Below are 22,489 nucleotides of genomic sequence, written 5' to 3'. Positions count from 1 at the left end.
GGTCGCTGCGAAACTCAACCGACGGCCACGGCCCACCCTCAACCTCGAAACCCCAGCAAACCGGCTGAACCAGCTGCTAAAAGAGGCGGCATAAACCCCCGCGTTGCTCGGACCAATTGACTTTCCCAGCTGGGCACTGCCGTGAACTGCCAACTCGGCATACGCTAGCCGGATGACACGACAGCATCTGCCCGGCCGAGTGGCCGTCGTCACCGGCGCGGGATCGGGAATCGGCCGGGCGGTGGCGCGGCTCATGCTCGCCGAGGGGTACCGGGTGGTGCTGGCCGGCCGGCGGGAAACGCAGTTGCTGGAGACCGGGGCGGGGCATGCCCAGGCATTCGCCGTCCCCTGCGATGTGAGAGCGCCCGACGACGTCGAGCGGCTTTTCGCCGCAACCCTCCAGCGCTGGGGCCGCGTGGACGTGCTGTTCAATAACGCCGGTGTGTTCGGCCCCGCCGCTTCCGTGGACGAGATCAGTCTGGCGGACTGGGAGGCCACCCTGGCGGTCAACCTGACCGGGTCCATGCTGTGCGCCGCGGCCGCCGTCCGGGCCATGAAGGCCCAGTCGCCGCAGGGCGGTCGGATCATCAACAACGGCTCGATCTCGGCCCATGCGCCCCGGCCCCGGACAGTGGCCTATGCGGTGACCAAGCATGCCATGACCGGGCTGACCAAGAGCATCGATTTGGACGGCCGCGGCTTCGGTATCACCTGCGGGCAGATCGATATCGGCAACACGGCCACCGAATTGATGGACACCATCGGCGTCGGCTCCGGGGCTGTCCAGGCCGACGGCAGCACCCGAGTGGAGCCGACCTTCCCGGTCGAAGACGCCGCCCGTGCAGTGCTGCTGATGGCCGGCATGCCGCCCTCCGCGAGTGTGGGGTCCCTGGTGGTCACGGCCGCCGGAATGCCGTTCATCGGACGCGGGTAGTTTTCCGGCAGCCGCCGGGCCAGGCCGAACGCGTTTGTCTACAGCGGCAGCAGCTTTGACAGGTCGGCGCGGAGCCCGGAAGCGGCCACCCGTCCGGCGTCGACGGCGTCGGCCCAGCTCAACCGGCCGCTGACCATCGCCAGCCAGGTGCCGGCGTCGCACTCAATAACGTTCGGCGGGGTGCCGCGGGTATGCCGGGGGCCCTCCACGCACTGCGTGACACCGAAGGGCGGGACGCGCACCTCAACCGAGTTGCCGGGCGCCCGGGCCGTGACCTCTTCCAGGGTGTAGCGCACCGCCGTCGCGAGCAGACTGCGGGGAACCGCGGTGCCTACCGCCGGGCCGCCTTCGCCTGCGGCGCCGGGCGTTGCCGCACGGGGCTCTGTGGTGCCGGGCTCTGCGGTGCCCGCCGCAGGGTTGGCTGCCTGCCAGGCGGCGAGGGCCGCCCGGCCCTCATCGAGTGCGATACGACGCCGCTGGACCACCACTGACTTGCCTCCCGGCTGATTCAAAAGAGTTGCCGGCCAGCCTCTGGCCGGGCCGATTCTGACTCCAGCCTACCCTCCGCCCTTCGCCTAGAAGGCGAGCGACGTCGATTCGAAAGTATTTCAACTATATGGAAAACCATTTAGCTTGAATAATAAGTAAAACCGATGTAGTTTCGATTTGTGGGTTCCCTCCCGGGATCTGGGCCTGACGTCGTATACGGCGGGGCGATGCGATGACCAGTTAGGGATGCGCCAGATGACTTCTTTACGGCACCGCGGGTGGACCTTCTTATATGCGGCCTGCGCAATGGTTGCCGCACTGGCCGGAAGTCTGGTGACCGCACCCCAGGCCTTGGCGGATGGGGGCTGCCCGGAGGGAACCGCGATGAACGTCGTCGCGCACCAGGATGACGACCTGATTTTCCAGAGCCCCATGCTTCTTTCGGCCATCCGTGACGGGTTGTGCGTGCGCACCGTCTACGTCACGGCCGGCGACGCGAACGACTCCGAGGCCTATTGGGGTGCGCGGGAGGACGGGGTGAAGGCCGCGTACGCGCACCTTGCCGGAGTTCCGGACGCGTGGTCTGTCGCGGACGCCGGGATCGCCGGGCACCCGATTCCGGTGGCCACCCTGGACGGGGCTCCCCGGCTGTCGCTGGCCTTCATGCGCCTGCCCGACGGTTACCGCGACGGGCGGGGCGGATCCAACTACGGCTACCAGAGCCTGCAGAAGCTTTACACCGGCCTCATCACCAGCATCACGGCCGTCAACGGCTCCTCGTCATACACCCTGGCAGGACTCCAGGGCACCCTCCTGGCGCTGATAACCAGCTACCAGCCGGACCGGATTTCCACGCTGGACTTCGCCGGCACGTACGGCGACGGGGACCACAGCGACCACCACACCGTCGCCTACCTCGTGCACGCCGCCCACCAGCTGTACACAACTGCCCATACGATCACGGGCTACCAGGGCTATCCCAGCAAAAAGCGCCCGTCCAACGTGGCCGACCCGGAACTGGCGGCCAAGACCGAAGCGTTCCTGGTCTACGCTCAGCACGATTCCAAGACCTGCACCACCGCCATCGACTGTTCCACGAACTCGATCGGGGCGTGGCTATCCCGCTCCTACACGGTCGCCGTGCCTGCCGCCGTGCCGGTCGCCGCGAAGGAGGCGGCCAGCGTCGAGGGGCCGGCATCGGTTGCCGCAAACGTTGCTTCCTCGGCGGCGGTGACGGCGAGTTCGGAGAACACCGCCTCGGGCCAGACCGCGGCAAAAGCCGTCGACGGCGTCGCCGCCGGGCACCCCGTGGACGCGACCAGGGAATGGGCCACCACGGGAGGGAAAGCCGGCAGCTACCTCAACCTCGCCTTCCCCGCCGCCGTCACCCTCAACCGCGTGGTCCTCTACGACCGGCCCAACACCAACGACCAGATCACCGCCGCCACCCTGACCTTCTCCGACGGCACCACCGTCCCGGTCCCCGCGCTGAATAACGCGGGCCAGGCCACCACCATCACCTTCCCCGACCTTGCCACCACCAGCCTCCGGCTCACCATCACCACGGTCAGCGGCACCACCCGCAACGTCGGGCTCGCCGAACTCCAGGCCTACCCCGGCACCGCCGCCACGCTCCCGGTCCCGGCCGCAGCGAACGTCGCTTCCTCGGCGGCGGTGACGGCGAGTTCGGAGAACGCCGCCTCGGGCCAAACAGCGGCCAAAGCCGTCGACGGCGTGATCGCCGGGCACCCCGTGGACGCCACCCGGGAATGGGCCACCGTCGGCGGGAAAGCCGGGAGCTACCTCAACCTCGCCTTCCCCGCCGCCGTCACGCTGAACCGGGTGGTCCTCTATGACCGGCCCAACAGCAACGACCAGATCACCGCTGCCACCCTGACCTTCTCCGAAGGCACCACCGTCCCGGTCCCGGCGCTGGACAACACGGGCAAGGCCACCACCATCACCTTCCCCGACCGCGCCACCACCACCCTGCGGCTGACCATCACCACCGTCAGCGGCACCACCCGCAACGTCGGCCTCGCCGAGCTCCAGGCCTACGGAAACTGAAACCCCGCCGTCGAACCCCCGCCTTAAACAGCAACGCGGGGTCACTTCCAGCCGGTCCCATAGGGATTTATCGGCCGGGAGTGACCCCGCGTTGCAGGGGAGGAGCGGTTAGTCCAGCAGCGCGGATCAGTCCAGCAGGGCCGAGACGGCCTGGCCGAGGCGGATTTTGCCCACCTGCCGGCCGCCGCCGAGGACGGGTGCCACTACCTTGTCCAGGACGCTGGCAACCTCCGGTACGTCCACCGCGCCAGCGGCAGCCAGCAGGGTCAGGCCAACGAGTGTGGTGGCGCGGATGTTGCCGTCGAGGATCTTGATCGCGACGGAGGCGCCTGCGGGGGTGGCCATGACCAGGACGCCCTCGGCGCCGATTTTGGCGAGGATGCCGAGATCGTCCATAACGATGGTGTTGGACTCGCCTTTGCCCTGTACGGCCCACGGGTAGTCCAGCATGGAAGTCGCGATGGTGGCGGCCCGGGCGTTGGAGTTCTTGTCGCCGGGCGCCTTGGCGAGCTTGGAGAAGGCCCGGGCCAGTCCGGTGAGGGAGACGGCGGCCACCGGCGCGCCGCAGCCGTCGATGCCGAGGTGGGCGATGCTCTCGCCGCAGTATTCCTCGATAACGGAGCGGATGCGCTGCTGCAGCGGGTGGTTGGGTTCGAGGTAGCTGCGGGTGTCCCAGCCGTTCTCGGTGCAGGCCCAGAGGAACGCGGCGTGCTTTCCGGAGCAGTTGAAGGCGAGCTTGGACTGGCCGCGCTCGGTGCGGATCAGCCAGGTGCGGGCGGTCTCGTCCTCGGGCCAGGCGGCCGGGCACTGGAGCTGGTCCTCCTTGACGCCCGCGGCCTTGAGCATGCCTTCGACGACGTCCATGTGGTCGAGTGAGCCGACATGGCTGCCGCAGGCGATCGCAGCCTGGGCCCCGCGCAGGGGTACTCCGGCCTGCATCGAGGCGAGAGCCTGCAGGGGCTTGAGCGTGGACCTGGCATAGATCGGCGTGGTGATGTCGCCCAGTTCGGTGACGACACTGCCGTCCCCGGCGATCAGGACGGCGGAGCCGATGTGCCGGGACTCCACAAAGCCGCTGCGTTCAACGACAGCCAGTTCGACGGCGGACTCGACGGTGAAGGTGGCGTGCGGATTCAGGGGCATGCTGCAAGTCTATGGTGCCCGGCGGTGATAGCCGGTTATTCCACGGTCACCATCACCGACTGCCAGCCGGACGCGCCGTCGGGAACCGGATCCGCCCGCTGGTCCGTCTGGACCTCGCCGGTTCCGTCGGTGGCGCGGGCCTTGATGTAGTGCGGTCCCGGGGTGGCTTCCCAGTCGAAGGACCACTGGCGCCAGGTGATGACCGACGCCTCGTCGGCAAGTGTGGCCTCGGTCCAGGGGCCGTTATCGATCTGCACCTCGACCTTGGTGATGCCGCGGGTCTGGGCCCAGGCGGTGCCGCCGATGGCGAGACGGCCGGCCGGGACCTTGGCGAAGGACTTCGGGACTTCCACCCGGGCCATGGTCTTGATGGGGCCGCGCTCGGACCAGCCGCGCTGCGTCCAGTAGGCCTGGCTGTCCGCGAACCGGGTGACTTCCAGGTCCACCACCCATTTCGTGGCCGAGACGAAGCCGTAGAGGCCGGGAACCACCATGCGCACCGGGTAGCCGTGTTCCAGCGGAAGGGCCTCACCGTTCATGCCGATGGCCAGCATGGCATCACGGTCGTCCTGCAGAACCTCGAGGGGCGTGGAGGCGCTGAAGCCGTCGATCGAGGTGGAGAGCACCATGTCCGCGCCGTCCGTGGGCCGGGCCATCGCCAGCACGTCACGGATGGGCATGCCCAGCCACTTGGCGTTGCCGGCCAGGTTGCCGCCGACCGGGTTGGACACGCAGGTCAGGGAGACATGGGATTCAATCAGCTTCGCGTCCAGCAGGTCCTGGAAGCTCAGCCGCACCTCCTGCTCCACGAGGCCGTGGACACGCAGCTCCCAGTCCTCGACGTTGATTTCCGGAACGCTCAGGGCGGTGTCGATGCGGTAGAAGTCGTTGTTGGGCGTCAGCCAGGGCGTGACCCCGGGCGCCGCGGACTGCACGCCGGCGGGCACGGCGGCGGCCGGTTTTGCCGGTGCGGGGAGCTGCAGGGATTCGCGGGCCTGGGCGATGTTGCTGCGGGCTGCGCTCAGCATGCGTCCGCCGGTGGCGGCGATGGCCGAGGCTGCGGCGGTGACTCCCGTCGCGGCGAAGAAGGCGCGGCGGCTCGTGGCGGGACGTTCCGGCTCCTTCGCTGCCAGGTCCGACTCCTGGTCCGGCCACTGCTGCATCCGCCACAGCCGCGTGATCAGGAAACGGAGGGCAATGAGCCCGGCTGCGGTGCCCACCAGCGTGGGCAGGGCGTCCAGGGGCTTCACGCCGGCCCGGGTCACCACGCTGGCGACGATCACGGCGCCCATCAGCAGCACGCCTGCAACGCCGAGGGCCCACCTGCGGTAGGCCACGATGCCGAGCACACAGGCCAGCAGCAGGATGGTGACGGCCATGCCGACAAACAGGGCGACCTTGTCATTGGTGCCGAAGGTGGCGATCGCGAAATCCTTCAGCCAGGACGGCGTGAAGTCGATGAAGGTCGAGCCGAGGGCGATCACCGGCGTGGCGCGGGCCGTAAAGAATGCGCCCAGCAGTTCCGCAACGGCCAGGACGACGGCGGCGGCGGCCACCCCGGCGAGGGCGGCCAGCGCTGTGGGACCGGACAGCCGCCCGCCGGTCCGCTTGCCGGGGGCGTGGCGGCCGGGCTGGTTCCGCGCGGCCTTTCCGGTGATTGGCTGGTCCGCGAGGGGCGTCTGCGTGCTGGGCTTCTCCATACCCAGTCTTCGGCGCCGGACCCGCCACGGATGGGCCGCCCGCAGGGTCCGGCACTGGGGGACATGCCCATTCTTCGTGCCAGGCAAGGGTGGACATGCGCATTCTTCGGGTCCGGCACCGGGGGACATGCGCATCCTTTATGCCCGGGCATGGACATGCGGGCATTCTGTCCAGCGGGTGCGGCAAGGGCTGGGCATGTCCCGCGGGGGTCACAGCTTAGGAGCCTGCCGGGTCCACAAAGTACCCTAGGGAACTGTGAAGGTACTTGTCATCGGCCCCGGCGGCCGCGAACACGCCATTGTCCGAGCCTTGCTTGCAGACCCGAACGTGTCTGAGGTCCACGCGGCCCCGGGGAACGCCGGCATCAGCAAACTGGTCCCCACACACGCCATCGACGCGAACGATCCCGGCGCCGTCGCTGCCCTGGCAGCCAAACTCGCCGTCGATCTTGTGGTGGTCGGCCCCGAGGCTCCGCTGGCCGCGGGCGTGTCCGACGCCGTCCGGGCCGCCGGCATCCCCGTGTTCGGTCCCAGCAAGGCCGCCGCGCAGCTGGAGGCCTCCAAGGCGTTCGCCAAGGAAGTGATGGCCGAGGCCGGCGTCCCCACCGCGATGGCCCGCGTGGCCAGCACCGCCGAGGAAGCCGCCGACGCGCTCGACATCTTCGGCGCCCCCTACGTCGTCAAGGACGACGGACTCGCCGCGGGCAAGGGCGTGGTGGTCACCCGCAACCGCGACGAGGCCCTCGCGCACGCCCAGACCTGCTTCGACGCCGGCGGCACGGTGGTGATCGAGGAATTCCTCGACGGCCCCGAGGTCTCCGTCTTCGTCCTCTGCGACGGCCGCAACACCGTGGCGCTCTCCCCGGCCCAGGACTTCAAACGGATCTTCGACAACGACCAGGGCCCCAACACCGGCGGCATGGGCGCGTACACCCCGCTGGAATGGGCCCCCGAGGGCCTTGTCCAGGAGGTCATCGACCGCGTCGCGCAGCCCACGGTCAACCAGATGGCCCACCGCGGCACCCCCTTCGTCGGCGTGCTTTTCGTCGGCCTGGCGCTGACGTCCCGCGGCACGCGGGTCATCGAGTTCAACGTCCGGTTCGGCGACCCGGAAACCCAGGCCGTCCTGGCCCGCCTCAAGACCCCCCTCGGCGGGCTGCTTATGGCCGCCGCCAAGGGGGAGCTGGACAAAGTCCAGCCGCTGCGCTGGTCCAAGGAAACCGCCGTCGCCGTCGTCGTCGCCGCCGAAAACTACCCAGACGCGCCGCGCACCGGCGATCGCATCCGCGGCCTTAAGAAGGTCGAGTCGATTGAGGGTGTCCACGTGATCCACGCCGGCACCAAGCTCGACGACGAAGGCAAAGTGGTGTCGGCCGGCGGGCGGGTCCTCGCCGTGGTGGCGCTGGGCACCGACCTGGTGGAGGCCCGCGAGCGGGCGTACGACGGCGTCGAGCTGGTCCAGCTGGACGGCAGTCAGTTCCGCACCGACATCGGCGGCAAGGCGGCCCGCGGCGAGATCAAGGTGCAGGCGCCCGGCGCCCCTGCCGCCACGAAAGCGCAGGCCTGAGCATGACGCAGCCCGAGACCCCCAATACGGCCGCCGCGAAGGGCGGCCTGGATACCGCGACGCTGGACCTCCCCGGCTGGACGCACATCTACTCCGGCAAGGTCCGCGACCTCTATATCCCGGCGGACCAGTCCATCACCGAGCGCATCGGCCAGGAGTGTGTCCTGGTTGTCGCCAGCGACCGCATCAGCGCGTTCGACCACGTCCTCGCCAGCGAGATCCCGGACAAGGGCCGCATCCTCACCCAGCTGAGCCTGTGGTGGTTCGAGCAGCTCGGCGTGGAGCACCACGTCCTCGCATCCACGGTGGAGGCAGGGGTGCCCGCCGCGGTGGAGGGCCGGGCGATGATCTGCAAGAAACTGGACATGTTCCCGGTCGAATGCATCGCCCGCGGCTACCTCACGGGCTCCGGTCTGCTGGAATACCGGGAATCCGGCACCGTGTGCAGCATTCCGCTGCCGGCGGGCCTGGTGGACGGGTCCCGGCTCGATGAGGCCATCTTCACGCCGTCCGCGAAGGCCGAGGTGGGCGAGCATGACGAGAACATCACGTACGACGCCGTCGTCGGGCTCGTGGGCGAGGACGTCGCGTCCCGGCTGCGCGAACTCACCCTGCTGATCTACACCAAGGCCGAGGAGATCGCCCGCGGCCGCGGGATCATCCTGGCGGACACGAAGGTGGAATTCGGTTTCGACGCCGCCACCGGCGTCATCACGCTCGGCGACGAGGTGCTGACCCCCGACTCCTCACGGTTCTGGGACGCCGCCACGTATGAGCCGGGCAAGGCCCAGCCCTCCTACGACAAGCAGTATGTGCGCGACTGGCTGACGTCGGCCGAGTCCGGCTGGGACAGGTCCTCGGACACGCCGCCCCCGGCACTGCCGTCCGACGTCGTCGACCGCACCCGCGGCCGCTACGTCGAGGCGTTCGAACTGCTCACCGGCCGGACGTTCCACTAGCCACCGGGGAGCGGGCCGCCTAGGTTCCGGAGGAGGCGGCGGACTGCGCCCGGCGCTGCGCCAGCCGGATTTCCAGCACGGCGTCCATCGCCTGCTGGACCCGGTCCGAGGCGCCGGCTGCGCTGAACTCGCGCTGGGCTTCCTCAAGGTAGACCAGGGCCTCGTCGGCTTCGCCCGCGGCCTTGAGCGCCTTGCCAAGCAGGAGGGCCACCTCGCCGGCCACATGCTTGGCGAGGGCGTCCTTTTCGGCGTGGATCTCGCGCAGTTTCTGCACGGCGGCCACAATGTCCCCGGTCAGGTAGAGCCAGCGGGCGCGGATGAACGCCACCTCAAGCTGGTCCGTTTTGTTGCCCCCGACGATCGAGAGCGCCAGCTCGGCGCGCTCGATCGACGACAGCGTCTCCGGCTCCACGATCCCGGAGGACAGGCGCACTGCCGCGGAGGCCTTGTTGAACCGGGCCCAGAGGTCGATGTCGTTCGCGGGGGAGAGCAGCTGCGCCGCCCGTTCGTGGTACTTGATGCCCTCCGGGTAGTCATGGCGCATAAAGGCCACGTTGCCGATCACCCAGGCCACCTCACCGGCGAGCTGGGTCATGGAGTGCTCATCCATCTGCTCGTTCATGGCCTGGCAGTATTCCCAGGCCTCATCCAGGCGGCCGCTCTCAGCCAGCGCGCCGATGAGGGCACGCAGGGCACCGATCACCAGGGTGGAGCCCTTCGGCAGTTCGGCGCAGAGCCGCACGGCTTCCTGCGCATGCCCGACGGCGACTGACAGCTGGCCCTGGCCGTGGCACACCGCGGCGAGCATCTGCCGTGCCCGGACGCCCAGGCCGGCCGACTCGGCGGCCATCGGGTGGTCCAGCAGCCGCTGGACCAGGTCCTGGCACTCTTTCAGCTGGCCCTGCTTCATGAGGCACTCGGCCTGCATGTAGCTCATGTTCCACCAGGCACTGGTGTTCTTGGCTTCCAGGGCGATCTGGGCCGCAGTGGCGGCGTGCGTGGCGGCCAGGGCGTAATCCCGCAGGTCCCAGGCCTGGCGTGCGTACAATCCCGCCAGCACATATTCGGCGTCGCTGACGGACACCGGCTGACTCCAGGCCTCCAGGGCTTTGGGCGCGAGTTCCAGCCTGCGGGCCAGTTCCTCAATGACATCGGCGGTCGGTTCGCGGCGTCCGGTCTCCAGCAGGGAGATGTAACTGGGCGAGTACAGGTCCCGGCCCAGTTCCGCTTGCGTCAGGCCGCGTTCGAGCCGTTCCGCTCGGAGTTTCTCCCCGAATCCGTTCCCCACGGGTTCCTCCTAATTCCGGACAGTCTTTGTACTAAATGCTTGACAGTCTCTGTGCAAGCCATTTTACAATGTATGTCAACAAGGGCTAGTGCTCGCTTTGTAATGTATCCGACTTGCGTTTCCGACTCGTATTGAGGAACCCACATGTTCAAGAAGATTGCAGCTTCTGTCGCCCTGGCGGGGGCGTTGGCTCTCTCCGCAACGGCTCCCGCAGTCCTGTCCGTAAGTGCCATCGGTAACTGGCCCGACCCCATGGGCAGCACCACCCTCTCAATCGGCAACTGGCCCGATCCCATGGGCTCCGGCAGCCTCTCGGCCATCGGCAACTGGCCCGACCCGATGACCTACTCCACCAACATCGGCAACTGGCCGGACCCGATGTAAACCACAGCTTCCACGAAAGCCCCGGGACACGCACGAACCGTGTCCCGGGGCTTTCTTTCTGCCCTGGACCCCCGCCGGCTGCGCCGCGCCCGGTATGGCCGGAAACGCAGAAGAGGGCCTTCCGAATGGAAGACCCTCTTCTTGACTGGTCGGGATGACAGGATTTGAACCTGCGACCTCGTCGTCCCGAACGACGCGCGCTACCAAGCTGCGCCACATCCCGATCCGTTGCTTCAAAAGCAACTTCACAAGAGTATCGGATGGGGCCCCGGATGTGAAATCGGGCCGGCGTCGTCCCCTAAATGACGCCCTAAGCCGGGCCCCGGCAGGCTCAGACCAGCGAATCCCGCCAGGCGCCGTGGAGCTGCGCGAACCGGCCGCCGCCGCCGATCAGCTGCTCCGGGGTGCCGTCCTCGACCACGCGGCCGTCCTGCACCACAAGCACCCGGTCGGCGGTCTCCACCGTGGAGAGGCGGTGCGCGATGATGAGGGCGGTCCGGCCGCCGTCGGACCCGGAGCCCTGCAGCAGCCGCGCCAGGCCGGTCTGGACCAGCCGCTCGGACGGGATGTCCAGCGAGGACGTGGCCTCGTCCAGGATCAGCACGGCGGGCCGGGCCAGGAACGCCCGGGCGAAGCTGATCAGCTGCCGCTGCCCGGCGGAAACGCGGCCGCCGCGCTTATTGACGTCCGTGTCGTAGCCCTCCGGCAGCTCCACGATGAAATCGTGCGCGCCCACAGCCCGGGCGGCGTCCTCGATCTCCTCCCGGGAGGCTCCGGGCCGGCCCAGGGCGATGTTGTCCGCGACGGAGCCGCTGAACAGGAAGGCCTCCTGGGTGACCATCACAACGTTCCGGCGCAGGTCCGCCGTCGCAAGCTCCCGCAGGTCGACGCCGTCGAGCGTGAGGGACCCGGCGGACACGTCGTAGAAGCGGGCGATCAGCTTGGCGAGGGTGGACTTGCCCGCGCCGGTCTGGCCCACCAGTGCCACGGTCTGGCCGGCAGGGATGTGCAGGTCCATCGCGGGGATGATGACCGGCCCGTCGCCGTAGCGGAATTCCACGCCCGCGAAATCGATGGTGCCCTTGGCGTCGTGCAGGGCCACCGGGTTCTTGGGCGGGCGGACGGTGGGGACCTCCTCGAGCAGGCCGGAGACCTTTTCCAGCGCCGCCTGTGCGCTCTGGAAGGAGTTGTAGAACATGGCCATCTGGTCCACCGGCTGGAAGAAGCGCTTGGTGGACAGGATGAGGGCCAGCAGCACGCCGACGGCGAGCTCGCCGCTGAGCACCCTGAAGCCGCCAAACAGCAGGACGACGGCGACGCAGACGTTCCCGATCAGCACCAGCCCGGGCTGGAAGACGCCGTTGAGGTTGATGGAGCGGACAGTGACCTTGCGGTAGTCCTCGGAGAGTTCGGCGTAGCTGGCCGCGTTTTCACGTTCCTTGCGGAAAGCCTTGACCGCACGGATACCGGTCATCGTCTCGACGAAGTGCACGATCAGCCGGGCCGACACGACCCGGGATTCGCGGAACGCGATCTGGGAATGCTTCTGGTACCAGCGGGCCAGGAAATACATCGGCACGCCGGCGGCCAGGACCAGGAACCCGCTCCGCCAGTCGAGGGCGAACACGGTGATGGCCGTGAACACCATAAACAGCATCCCCGAGGCCAGCGAGCTGACCCCCGAGTCCAGGAGTTCGCGCAGCGCCTCGAGGTCCGAGGTCTGCCGGGCGATGATCCGGCCCGAGGTGTACTTTTCATGGAACTCAAGGCTCAGCCGCTGCGTGTGCCGGAACACCCGGACCCGCAGGTCCAGGAGCATCGCCTGGCTCAGCCGCGCCGTCGACGTCACGTAGAGGGCGGTAAGGCCAGCGGTCGCGACGGCGGCGGCCAGGTAGGCGGCGCCGGTGAGCAGGAGGGGAAGGTTGTCCCCGGCGGTGAGCGCGGGAAGGGCCCGGTCGATGCCGAAGGCGATCAGCGCCGGCCCGGCGACCCGCGCCGCCTGGGACAGCACGACGGCGGCGATGGTCAGCCAGAACCGCCGGCGGACCGGGCGGATCAGCGACCGGAGCAGGGCCACGGAGCGGCGCCGTACGGTTTTGCTCTCGCTCTTGGACAGGTGCGCGTTGTCCTCGTTCGCGGTGCCGAAGGAAGCGGAGCTCATCGGGAAACCTCCTCGGCGTTGAAATCTGACAGTTCCGAGTCGAGCAGGCCCGTGTCCAGGTCCCGCGGTTCAGGGTCGAGGCTGGCGATCACGTAGCGGTAGTGGCGGTTCTCCGCGAGCAGTTCGGCGTGGGTGCCGACGGCGGTGATGCGGCCGTCCTCCAGCAGCGCCACCCGGTCCGCCAGCGCCACGGTGGAGGGCCGGTGGGCCACAATCAGCGTGGTGGTGTCGGTGAGGACCTCCCGCAGCCTGGCCTCGACCAGTTCCTCGGTGTTGACGTCGAGGGCGGAGAGGGGATCGTCCAGGACCAGCACCTTGGGCCGGGCGGCGATGGCGCGGGCCAGGGCGATGCGCTGCCGCTGCCCGCCGGAAAGGCTGAGCCCTTCTTCCCCGATGAGGGTGTCCAGCCCGTCGGGGAGCGAATACGCGAAGTGGGCCTGGGCGACGTCGAGCGCCTCCTCCAGTGCCGCCTCGCGGCGTTCGCCGGACAGGCCGGCCGGGGCGCCGAGCAGGACGTTGTCGCGGACGGAACTGGAGAACAGGGTGGTGTCCTCGAAGGCGACGGCGACCACCGTGCGGAGGTCCTCGACGTCGAACTCGCGAAGGTCCACGCCGTCGATGGTGATGGCGCCGGCGGTGACGTCATACAAACGGGGAACGAGCTGCAGGAGGGCGCTTTTGCCGCTGCCGGTGATGCCTACCAGGGCCATGGTTTCGCCCGGCTTGATGTTCAGGCTGATGTCCTTGAGGATCGGCTTGTCCGGGGCGTCCTCGTAGGCGAAGGTGGCGTTGGTGAAGCTGAGGGCGCCTTTGAGCTCGGCGGGGCGGCGGGGCTGGCCGGGGCTGGTTATCGTGTTGGCCGAGTCCATCACTTCGAAGTGCCGGTCGACGGCGGTCTTGGCAGTGAGTGCCATGGCCAGCAGCATGCCGCAGAACTCCACCGGCGTGGCGATCACGGCAGCCGTGGCGAAGAACGCCACCAGGGCGCCGATGCTCAGTTCGCCGGTGGAGGCCAGCAGGATGCCCACCACCAGGCCGGCGCCGAGGGCCAGCTCGGGCAGGAGGGTGACCACCAGGCTGAACGCGGCCAGGTGCTTGGCCTTGGCGATCTCGGTCTGGCGGAGCTCCTCGGCCTGCTCGTTGAAGTTCTCCAGCGCCTCGCCGCTGCGGCCGAAGGCCTTGAGCACGCGGATCCCGTGCACCGATTCCTCAACCGTGGTGGCGAGGTCGCCGGCCTGGTCCTGGCTGCGGCGGGCCACCCGGCTGAAGCGGGTGCGGAAGCGGAAGCCGTAGATCATGATGGGCACGGCGGCCGCGAGGAAGATCAGCGCCAGCTGCCAGCTCATGGAGAACATCACAGCGACGCCAATGACGACCGTCAGGGTGGTGACGACGAGCATGATCGCGCCGAAGGCCATCCAGCGGCGCAGGAAGTTCAAATCCGTCATGGCGCGGGAGAGCAGCTGCCCCGAGCCCCAGCGGTCGTGGAAGGAGACGGTCAGGTCCTGCAGGTGGTCGTAGAGGCTCACCCGCATCCGGGTCTCCACGGTGGTGGCGGGGTTGATCACGAACTGCCGGCGCAGTGCGACGAGCCCCGCTTCCGCAATGCCCAGGCCGAGGATGATGAGGGAGGCGATCCAAACCGCGTCCGCGCTGCCGCCGGGCTGGAGGGACTCGTTGACCAGCACGCGCAGCACCTGCGGGATGGTGAGGGCCACCACGCTGGCGAGCAAGGCGCAGAGCAGTCCCAGGACCAGCCGCGGGATGATCGGCCTGACGTGGGGATAGAGACGGCTGATGGAGGAGAAAAATGGGGTCTGCTTGGCCATGCCTGCTTCTTAAAACGCGGCCGCGCAATAACTAACGCGACTGGATGTAGTTTCCTGTAGCAACTACCCTAGGCCATCGAGTGACCGGGTTCACTTGAATTGGGGCAGCATCAGGATCTCGCCCAGTCATTACATTCCGCAATGGCCGCGGGGCGCGCCGCCGCAACTGGACATGCCCAGTGCTGCGCGCCGCGGACGGACATAATGCCGCTATGTCCACCCGCTGAGCCCGGGGGAGGGCATGTCCCGTGGGGGATCAGGGACGCGCGGTGAGCGTCAGCAGCACGGCCTCGGGCTTGCAGGCGATCCGGACCGGGGCGAAGCGCGAGGTGCCGATGCCGCCGGAGACGTTGACCGGCGTCGTGCGTCCGTTGCTGTGCCAGTCGTGCAGGCCCTTGGCGCGCCAGGTGGGAAGATCGCAGTTGGCCACGAGTGCACCGAAACCGGGAACGCAGATCTGCCCGCCGTGGGTGTGCCCGGCCAGCAGGAGGTCGGCGCCGTCGTCGGTGAAATGGTCCAGCACCCGCTGGTACGGGGCGTGGATGACGGCGACCCGCAGGTGGGGCTTGGCGTCCTGGCCCTTGGTGCCGCGGGGCCAGCCGGCGTAGCGCTCCAGGCCCAGGTGGGGATCGTCCACGCCGGAGAAGTCCATGCGCAGCCCTTTGATCACCAGCGACTGGCAGCGGTTGGTCAGGTCCACCCAGCCGCCCATGCCGAAACTGGAGCGGAGCTTTGGCCAGTCCAGCGGGGCCGGTTCCTTAGGGCGCGAGGACGGGCCCAGGAAGTACGACGCCGGGTTCTTCAGCCGCGGGGCGAAGTAGTCATTGGACCCGGGAACGAAGACGCCGGGAAACTTCAGCAGCGGGCGGAGGGACTCCAGCAGGGGCTCCACGGCCTTGGTGTGGCTGAGGTTGTCGCCGGTGTTCACCACCAGATCCGGCTCCAGGTCCGCCAGCGAGGACAGCCATTCGGCCTTCCGCTGCTGGCCCGGTACAAAGTGGATGTCGCTGAGGTGAAGGACCCGGATCGGGCCGAATCCCGCCGGCAGCACGGGCAGGGTCTCTTCGCGGAGGACGAACTGGTTCTTCTCCCACAGCCCGTATCCGGTCATGGCGGCACCGGTCACGGCGCCGGCGGCGGCGGTGACGGCAAAGCCGCGCCCGATGCTCCGGGCGCGGCTTGCCAGCGTCTCAAGTCCCGTCACGGCTTGGGCTCGTCTTCCTTCTTTTCCTGGCCAGGGGGAGCTTGTTCGTTGTCGTCCGGCTCGCTCGGCGCGGCCCTGGACGGCGCCGGGCTGGACTGGGTGGACGGCCGGGGCGCGGGGGCCGGGCCGTTCACCAGGTTCGACGGCGGAGCCGGGAACGGGTCGGTGCCGTACGCCGGCGCCACCTGCAGCATGTAGTTCGAGAACTGCGGGCCGGCGATCATGTAACCGTCGATGGCCTTGTAGAACTTCCCGTTGAGGGTCAGGTTGCGGCCCGGCCGGTCCTGGCCGCCGAGCGCGTCGCCGAACCAGGAGGCCGTGGCCAGGCCGCTGGTGTAGCCGACAACCCAGGTGGAGTTGTTGGGGTCGTTGGTGCCGGTCTTGGCGGCAACCGGGAAGCTGGTGCGCGTCGAGATCCGCGGCTGGATTAGCGAACCGGAGCCGCGGTTGAGGACCTCCTGCAGCGCGAAGCTCACACCGCGGGCAACCTCGGGCTTGATGGCATCGCGGCAGCTCGTGGCCTGGGCCGGCAGCTGGGCGCCGGTGGCGTCCGTGACGGACTCGATGGCGATCGGTTCGCAGTATTCACCGTCGTTGGCGAAGGTGGCGAACGCGCTGGCCATGGTCAGCGGCGACGTCTGCGTGGCGCCGAGGAGGTTCGACAGCCGCGTCATGGGGACGGGCTCGTTCGTCTGGCCGGCGTGGATGCCTGCGGCGTCGACGATTTTCTGGATGCCGCAGAGGTCCACCTGCGCCGCGGAGGCGAACGTCATGGTGTTGATCGAGTTCGCCAGACCGTCGACGACGCTCATGTTCTTGTAGTAGCCCTCTTCGGCGTTCTGCAGGTCCTTGGCCGCGCCAAGGCGCTCTTCGGCGGTGTTGTACGCGCCGTCCACCGGGGTGGGGCAGGTGTTCTTCCACCGGTAGTTCAGCGGGTAGCGCCGCACGGCGCCGTTGAGGATGGTGTTCATGGACTTGCCCTCGTTGAGCCACTGGGCGAAGGTGAACGGCTTCATCGTGGAACCAGGCTGGAAACCGCCCAGGCCGCCGAGGTCGTTGCCCTTGGCGTCCCGCATGTCCACGTTGAAGTTGATGACGTTGTTGAACTTGCCCTCGGCTTCAAGGAACTGCGTGTTCTGGGCCATGGAGATGATCTTGCCGGTGCCCGGCTGCACGGAGACCAGCGAGGCGCCCCATTTGTCCGGGTTGTCGCCGGCGGAGCCCTCGACCTGCGCCTGGGCCACGGCCTGGGCGTTCGGATCGAGGGTGGTCTTGATAGTCAGCCCGCCGCGGAAGACCTTACGCTCACGCTCTTCCGCGTCGGCGCCGTAGGCCGGGTTGTTCAAAAGCAGGTGCAGCACGTAGTCGCAGAAGTACGGGGCGGACGGGGAATACGCGCAGCCCTGGCGTGCCGGCGTGACCTTGGTTTCCACCGGGGTGGCGACGGCGGCGTCGTAGTCGGCCTGCTGGATCTTGCCTTGGGCGAGCATGGACTGCAGCACCAGGTCGCGGCGGACCTTCGCATTGTCCGGGTTGTTGATGGGGTCGTAGAACGACGGGCTGTTGACCAGGCCGGCCAACAGTGCCGCCTGCGGCAGGGTCAGGTCCTTGGCGGTGGTGCTGAAGAAGAACTTGGAGGCGGCTTCGATGCCGTAGGCGTCACGGTTGAAGAAGACGATGTTGAGGTAGCCCTCGAGGATCTGCTCCTTGGTGAACTTCTTCTCCAGGGCGATGGCGAGCTTCATTTCCCGCAGCTTGTCGCCGACGCCCTTGTTCACACCGTTCAGGAGGACCTGGTCGCTCTTGCCCTCGGCCTCAAGGGAGGAGTTGATGACGTTGTTGACGTACTGCTGGGTGATGGTCGACGCACCCTGCCGGTTGCCGCGGGCGGTGCTGACCAGGGCACGCATGATGCCGGTGGTGTCCACGCCGCCGTGCTCATAGAAGCGGCTGTCCTCGATGGCGATCACCGCGTCCTTGACGTACGGCGACATCTGGTCGAGGGACACCCGCGTGCGGTTCTCCGCGAAGAGGTTGGCGATCACGCTGCCGTCAGAGGCCAGGATGGTGGTCGACTGGCTGGGCGGGTCCACCTGCAGTTCGGCCGGCAGGGTCTCGAAGAATTTGATCGATCCGCTGGCGGAGCTGCCGGTCACGGCAGCGGCAGGGACCAGCAGTCCCGCCACCAGGACGCCACAAATGGCGCTCACGCCCAGGAAAAGAAGGATCTTTCCGAGGGTGGTGGCCGTGTCAAATAAAGGGTTCTTACCAGTCGCCATGTTTTCCACTTTACCGGCAAGGACTAGGCTTTAGCTCATGACCAAATGGGAGTACGCCACGATTCCGCTCATTATTCACGCCACAAAGCAGATTTTGGACCAGTGGGGTGACGACGGCTGGGAGCTTGTCCAGGTTGTTCCGGGGCCTGACGGAAACGGCCTTGTCGCCTACCTGAAGAGGGAGAAGCAGTAGCCATGAGCACCCCCGCTTCTTCCGCTCCGGGCGCCGCAACGGCGTCCGTGACGCCGGGCCACGGCACCGCCGGTGCAGGCGCGACGTCCGCCGTCGAACAGCGCCTGGCCGAGCTTGGCCTGACCCTGCCGGAGGTTGCCGCGCCCGTCGCCGCCTACGTTCCCGCTGTGATTTCCGGCAACCACGTCTACACGTCCGGCCAGCTGCCGTTCATCGGCGGCAGCCTCGAGGCCACCGGCAAGGTGTCCTCCGGCACGGAAGGCGCCTCCGACGAGGCCACGGTGTCGCCGGAAGACGCCAAGCGCTACGCAGCCGTGTGCGCGGTCAACGCCCTGGCCGCCGTCAAGAGCGCCATCGGCGACCTGGACCGCATCACGCGGATCGTCAAGGTTGTGGGGTTCGTTGCCTCCGACCCGTCCTTCACCGGCCAGCCCGGTGTGATCAACGGCGCCTCCGAACTGCTGGGCCAGGTCCTGGGCGACGCCGGCCAGCACGCGCGGTCCGCCGTCGGTGTTGCTGTCCTTCCGCTCGACTCCCCGGTTGAAGTCGAGCTGATCGCAGAATTCGCCTAGAGGGCCGGTCAGTTCCTTGCCTCAGTTAGCCCGCCGGCTGTTCGACCTCCCCCCGGATCTTGAGGGGGCGGCCCGCAGCTGGCTTGAACATGGTGAACGGACGCCCCGCGCGCCGCGGTTCGCTTCCTCCGTGGTGCTGCTCCGCGATTCGCCCTCGGGCCTGGAGACCTGGCTGGGATACCGGCCCGGCTCCTCGCCGCTGGGTGTCCTCGCCTTCCCGGGCGGGTCCCTGGAGGCGTCCGACGACGACGCCGTCGGCTGGCTGGGCCCCTCGCCGCAGCATTGGGCCGAGCAGATGGGGACCGCCGACGTCGGGCTGGCGCGCCGCCACGTGGTGGGCGCCGTCCGCGAACTGTTCGAGGAAACCGGCGTCCTCCTCGCCGGGCCGGACCTGTCCACAACCGTGGAAGCCACGTCCACCCCGGAGTGGATGCGGGCCCGTGTAGCCGTGGCCGAGCAGGAGAAATCCTTCACCGAGGTGCTCGCCAAACGCGGGCTGTCGGTGCGGACGGATCTGCTCAAGCCCCTGGTGAACTGGCTCAGCCCGGATTTCGCGCACCGCCGCTTCAACACCCGCTACTTCGCGGCCACGGTGCCGATGAACCAGCAGCCCACGCTGCTGACCAGCAAGGGGATCTGGGGCCGCTGGGTGTGCGCGCAGAAGGTCATCGCGGAGCGGGACACGTCCGCACTCGGCGACGAGGTGGGCCAGGACAACACCAAGGGGCTCAGGCTGGGACAGCTGATGGTGCCCGGCTCGGAGATCATGCTCGAGAAGATGGCCTCCGCGAACGGCTGTATCGCCTACCTGAGCTACAAGCGCAAGGCCCACGTCTACCAGCCGCGGCTCGTTGAGGAAGACGGCCAGATGATGCTGGAGGTTGAAGCCGCCAAAACCGTCGCCGGGGACCCTCAGCGCGAACGCTGACCCGCGCCGCGCCGATCCCTCCGTCCTCCGCGGGACATGCCCTCCGCTGCGCCGGCCCACTGGACATAATGACATTGTGCCCACCGGTTGCCGCCGAGAATGAGCATGTCCCGCGGTTTGGCACACCAAGAATGAGCATGTCCCGCGGTCCGGCAGGCCAGGAATGAGCATGTGCCGCGGTTCGGCACGCCAAGAATGAGCATGTCCCGCGGTTGGGCACGCCAAGACTGAGGATGTCCCGCGGGTAGTGGATCCTGGCGCCAGCGCGGGCCGGGGTTCACCCGTCCCGCCACTGGGCATGCGCTCCGCCCGGACCACCCTGCCACTGGGCATGCGCTCCTCCGGACGCCGTCATTGGACATGCCCTCCACCCGGGCCACCCTGCCACTGGGCATGCGCTCCTCCGGACGCCGTCATTGGACATGCCCTCCACCCGGGCCACCCTGCGATTGGGCATGCGCTCCTCTGGTCGCCACCACTGGACATGTTGGCACTATGTCCACTCGCCGGGTCTCAGGCTGGTCATGTCCCGCGGGCGGGGAGTCGAAGAATGGGCATGTCCCCCTGGCCGGGCGTGCGGCAGGCTGAAATGCCGAAGGCCGGCCCGTTGAAACGGTCCGGCCTTCGGTGCGTTCGTACTGCTGTGTGCTGTGTGCTGTGTGCTGTGTGCTGCGTCTGTACTGCCGTGCGCTCCGGGGTGCTGCCTTTGAGGCTTAGCGGGAGCGCTGGCGGAGGCGCTGCATGTCGAGGATGACAACAGCGCGGGCCTCCAGGCGCAGCCAGCCGCGCTGCACGAATTCGGCGAGGGCCTTGTTGACCGTCTCGCGGGAGGCGCCGACCAGCTGGGCCAGTTCCTCCTGGGTGAGCTCGTGGGCGACCAGGACGCCGTCGGTCGCGGGGCGGCCGAAGCGGTCTGCCAGGTCCAGCAGCGCCTTGGCCACGCGGCCCGGGACGTCGGAGAAGACCAGGTCGGACAGGGAGTCATTGGTGCGGCGCAGGCGCCGGGCCAGGGCCTGGAGCAGCTGGGCCGAAACCTCGGGGCGGGTGCGCAACAGGGCATTGAGGCTCTCGTTCTTCAGCCCGGCCAGGCGGGTTTCCGAGACAGCCGTTGCCGTGGCCGTACGCGGGCTCGGATCAAACAGCGCCATCTCGCCGAAGAGCTCGCCCGGGCCGAGGATCGCGAGCAGCGACTCGCGGCCGTCCGGGGACGTGCGTCCGAGCTTGACCTTGCCGGAGACGATGAAGTAGAGCTGGTCGCCCTGGTCGCCTTCCCGGAATACCGAGGCTCCGCGTGAGAGGTCCACCTCGGTGAGTTCGTCCGTCAGCAGACGGAACGCCTCGTCGTCGAGCGTGGCGAAAAGGGGTGCGCGGCGCAATACCTCGATATCCATAAAATCTCCTGACTAACTGTGTCGGCTGGGGCGCTCCAGCCATTGTTTCAGAATTTTGGAGCTTCTGTGACGTACTTGGCATCGAAACGCACGGCACGCCGTTACCGGGGGCGCCCGGGGGACCATCCGGGGGTGGGCTCCCGCCTCCGCCGGTGCACGGCAAACTGTCAGCCTGCGCCGGTAGAATTGGGGCTTACCCCCTTATAAGGAGCCTTGGTGTTCGGCTTGACCCTATTGGACCTCGTGTTGATTGTGACGCTGCTGTCCTACCTGTTTCACGGCCTGCGCAACGGCTTCCTGGTGACGGTCGGCGGCATCGCGGGATTCGCCGCCGGGGCCGTGGCCGCCTTTGTATCCGTCCCCGTTGTCAGCGGCCTGGTGGAGGACAGCGGCTGGCGCCTGACCGCCATCATCGCCACCGCCGTGCTGCTGATGCTCCTAGGGCACGGGTTGGGCACGGCAATCGGCCGCAGGGTCCGCAGCGTCGTCAAAATCAGCCCGCTGCGGTCCGTGGACCGGGTGGCCGGCGGAGGCGTCAACGTGGTGGTGTCCGCCTTGGTGATGTCGATGCTGGCCTTCAGCATCGGCGCGCTTGGCGTTCCCTTCGTCTCCCAGCCGCTGGCCGAGTCCAAGGTGATCCGCTTTATCGACGGCGTGACGCCCGTGCCCGTGAAGACGTCCATGGCCCAGCTCCGGTCAGCTGTGATCGGTGAGGGCATTCCCACCTTGTTCGAGGGAATCGGAGAGGGCCAGCCGGTGGTCATACCGGACGCCAGCACCGACACCCCGGCGCTGAACCAGGCGGCGGCGTCGGTCCTGAAGATTGCCGGCACCGCGTACCAGTGCGGACAGAACCAGACCGGAACCGGGTTCGTGGTGTCGCCCGGCCGGGTGGTCACCAACGCCCACGTGGTGGCCGGCGTGCCGGAACCCGTCGTGGAGATCCCCGGCGGCGGCGCCCTGCCGGGCCGGGTCGTGTATTTCGACACCCAGCATGACCTCGCCGTCGTTGCCGTGGACGGCCTGCGATCCGCCCCGCTGCCCCTCAGCTCCGACCTGCCCGCCGGCACTCCGGCCGCTTTTGCCGGCTACCCGCACGGCGGGCCGTTCCAGTCCAAACCTGCAACGGTGCAGGACATCGCGACGGTGCTGGTTCCGGACATCTACGGCAACAGCCCCCTGCCGGCCGACGTCTACCGGATCGCCGGGGACGTGCAGCCGGGCAACTCCGGCGGCCCGCTGCTGACCACCGACGGGCAGGTGGCAGGCGTGATCTTCGCCAAGGCCACGGGCGAGTCGGCGCTCGGCTACGCCGTCACCATGACGGACCTCGGCCCCGTCGCGACCCAGGCGCCGGGCCTGTCCCGCGCCGTCTCGCCGGGCCAGTGCATCCAGAAATAA

Annotated in this window: 18 protein-coding genes and 1 tRNA gene; 9 read left to right on the top strand and 10 right to left on the bottom strand. The window is 68.2% G+C overall.

Translation table 11 applies throughout. The features are described 5' to 3' along the window. Window positions 1-172: 172 nt before the first annotated feature. Window positions 173-934, top strand: coding sequence for an SDR family oxidoreductase (locus ACTWQD_RS07520; protein WP_443195512.1), 762 nt, complete (start codon window positions 173-175; stop codon window positions 932-934). A gap of 38 nt (window positions 935-972) precedes the next feature. Here the strand turns inward: ACTWQD_RS07520 and ACTWQD_RS07515 are convergent, their stop codons facing one another. Beyond that, window positions 973-1,422 (bottom strand): sterol carrier family protein, encoded by a 450-nt coding sequence (locus tag ACTWQD_RS07515; RefSeq protein ID WP_443195511.1) that lies wholly within the window; start codon window positions 1,420-1,422, stop codon window positions 973-975. Window positions 1,423-1,756: 334 nt separating this feature from the next. On the opposite strand from ACTWQD_RS07515, the gene ACTWQD_RS07510 reads away from it, so the two are divergent. Then, window positions 1,757-3,490: a PIG-L family deacetylase gene (locus ACTWQD_RS07510; RefSeq protein WP_443195510.1), complete on the top strand. Its 1,734-nt coding sequence runs from the start codon at window positions 1,757-1,759 to the stop codon at window positions 3,488-3,490. Window positions 3,491-3,616: 126 nt separating this feature from the next. Here the strand turns inward: ACTWQD_RS07510 and ACTWQD_RS07505 are convergent, their stop codons facing one another. Both ACTWQD_RS07505 and ACTWQD_RS07500 read right to left on the bottom strand, forming a co-directional pair. Beyond that, window positions 3,617-4,633 carry an asparaginase gene (locus ACTWQD_RS07505; RefSeq protein ID WP_443195509.1) on the bottom strand — a complete coding sequence of 339 codons (1,017 nt, stop codon included), beginning with the start codon at window positions 4,631-4,633 and terminating at the stop codon, window positions 3,617-3,619. Between the two features lie 35 nt (window positions 4,634-4,668). Next, a complete protein-coding gene (locus tag ACTWQD_RS07500; protein ID WP_443195508.1) occupies window positions 4,669-6,333 on the bottom strand; it encodes a molybdopterin-dependent oxidoreductase in 1,665 nt (554 codons plus the stop codon). Between the two features lie 256 nt (window positions 6,334-6,589). Here ACTWQD_RS07500 and purD point away from each other — a divergent pair, with 256 nt between their 5' ends. Both purD and ACTWQD_RS07490 read left to right on the top strand, forming a co-directional pair. Next, complete coding sequence (gene purD, locus ACTWQD_RS07495; protein WP_443195507.1) at window positions 6,590-7,900, top strand: phosphoribosylamine--glycine ligase; 1,311 nt, start codon at window positions 6,590-6,592, stop codon at window positions 7,898-7,900. 2 nt (window positions 7,901-7,902) lie between these two features. After that, window positions 7,903-8,859 (top strand): phosphoribosylaminoimidazolesuccinocarboxamide synthase, encoded by a 957-nt coding sequence (locus ACTWQD_RS07490; protein WP_443195506.1) that lies wholly within the window; start codon window positions 7,903-7,905, stop codon window positions 8,857-8,859. 19 nt (window positions 8,860-8,878) lie between these two features. On the opposite strand, the gene ACTWQD_RS07485 is transcribed toward ACTWQD_RS07490, so the two are convergent. Then, complete coding sequence (locus ACTWQD_RS07485) at window positions 8,879-10,147, bottom strand: helix-turn-helix domain-containing protein (protein ID WP_443195505.1); 1,269 nt, start codon at window positions 10,145-10,147, stop codon at window positions 8,879-8,881. Window positions 10,148-10,291: 144 nt separating this feature from the next. On the opposite strand from ACTWQD_RS07485, the gene ACTWQD_RS07480 reads away from it, so the two are divergent. After that, window positions 10,292-10,531: a hypothetical protein gene (locus tag ACTWQD_RS07480; RefSeq protein WP_066439187.1), complete on the top strand. Its 240-nt coding sequence runs from the start codon at window positions 10,292-10,294 to the stop codon at window positions 10,529-10,531. Between the two features lie 146 nt (window positions 10,532-10,677). Here ACTWQD_RS07480 and ACTWQD_RS07475 read toward each other — a convergent pair. The 5 genes from ACTWQD_RS07475 to ACTWQD_RS07455 all read right to left on the bottom strand — a co-directional run bounded on the left by ACTWQD_RS07475 (window position 10,678) and on the right by ACTWQD_RS07455 (window position 18,004). Next, a tRNA-Pro gene (locus tag ACTWQD_RS07475) sits at window positions 10,678-10,754 on the bottom strand. A gap of 108 nt (window positions 10,755-10,862) precedes the next feature. Beyond that, entirely contained in the window at window positions 10,863-12,692 is a 1,830-nt protein-coding gene (locus ACTWQD_RS07470) for an ABC transporter ATP-binding protein (protein WP_443195504.1), read from the bottom strand. Beyond that, window positions 12,689-14,521, bottom strand: coding sequence for an ABC transporter ATP-binding protein (locus tag ACTWQD_RS07465; protein ID WP_443195503.1), 1,833 nt, complete (start codon window positions 14,519-14,521; stop codon window positions 12,689-12,691). The genes ACTWQD_RS07470 and ACTWQD_RS07465 overlap by 4 nt, the downstream gene beginning before the upstream one ends. Before the next feature lie 256 nt (window positions 14,522-14,777). Further along, window positions 14,778-15,725, bottom strand: coding sequence for a metallophosphoesterase (locus ACTWQD_RS07460; protein WP_443195502.1), 948 nt, complete (start codon window positions 15,723-15,725; stop codon window positions 14,778-14,780). Next, complete coding sequence (locus ACTWQD_RS07455) at window positions 15,722-18,004, bottom strand: transglycosylase domain-containing protein (RefSeq protein WP_443195501.1); 2,283 nt, start codon at window positions 18,002-18,004, stop codon at window positions 15,722-15,724. Before ACTWQD_RS07455 ends, ACTWQD_RS07460 begins: the two co-directional genes overlap by 4 nt. A 37-nt stretch (window positions 18,005-18,041) precedes the next feature. Between ACTWQD_RS07455 and ACTWQD_RS07450 the strand changes: the two genes are divergently transcribed. Genes ACTWQD_RS07450 through ACTWQD_RS07440 form a run of 3 tightly spaced genes read left to right on the top strand, consistent with a single transcriptional unit; the run spans window position 18,042 to window position 19,697 of the window. Then, a complete protein-coding gene (locus tag ACTWQD_RS07450; RefSeq protein ID WP_003797879.1) occupies window positions 18,042-18,197 on the top strand; it encodes a DUF4177 domain-containing protein in 156 nt (51 codons plus the stop codon). 2 nt (window positions 18,198-18,199) lie between these two features. Beyond that, on the top strand, window positions 18,200-18,769 hold the full coding sequence (locus ACTWQD_RS07445; protein ID WP_443195500.1) for a RidA family protein: 570 nt from the start codon (window positions 18,200-18,202) through the stop codon (window positions 18,767-18,769). 16 nt (window positions 18,770-18,785) lie between these two features. After that, complete coding sequence (locus ACTWQD_RS07440) at window positions 18,786-19,697, top strand: NUDIX hydrolase (protein WP_443195499.1); 912 nt, start codon at window positions 18,786-18,788, stop codon at window positions 19,695-19,697. 713 nt (window positions 19,698-20,410) lie between these two features. Here ACTWQD_RS07440 and ACTWQD_RS07435 read toward each other — a convergent pair. Further along, window positions 20,411-21,088 (bottom strand): Crp/Fnr family transcriptional regulator, encoded by a 678-nt coding sequence (locus ACTWQD_RS07435; RefSeq protein WP_011693220.1) that lies wholly within the window; start codon window positions 21,086-21,088, stop codon window positions 20,411-20,413. 216 nt (window positions 21,089-21,304) lie between these two features. Between ACTWQD_RS07435 and ACTWQD_RS07430 the strand changes: the two genes are divergently transcribed. Continuing rightward, the gene (locus ACTWQD_RS07430) at window positions 21,305-22,489 is read left to right on the top strand and encodes a MarP family serine protease (protein ID WP_443195498.1); all 1,185 of its coding nucleotides are present in this window, start codon (window positions 21,305-21,307) and stop codon (window positions 22,487-22,489) included.

It is taken from the genome of Pseudarthrobacter sp. 1C304, assembly GCF_052245515.1.
Taxonomy (GTDB): Bacteria; Actinomycetota; Actinomycetes; order Actinomycetales; family Micrococcaceae; genus Arthrobacter.
The sequence above is the reverse complement of the archived record's forward strand: the minus strand, read 5'-3'. Positions and strand labels throughout refer to the sequence as shown.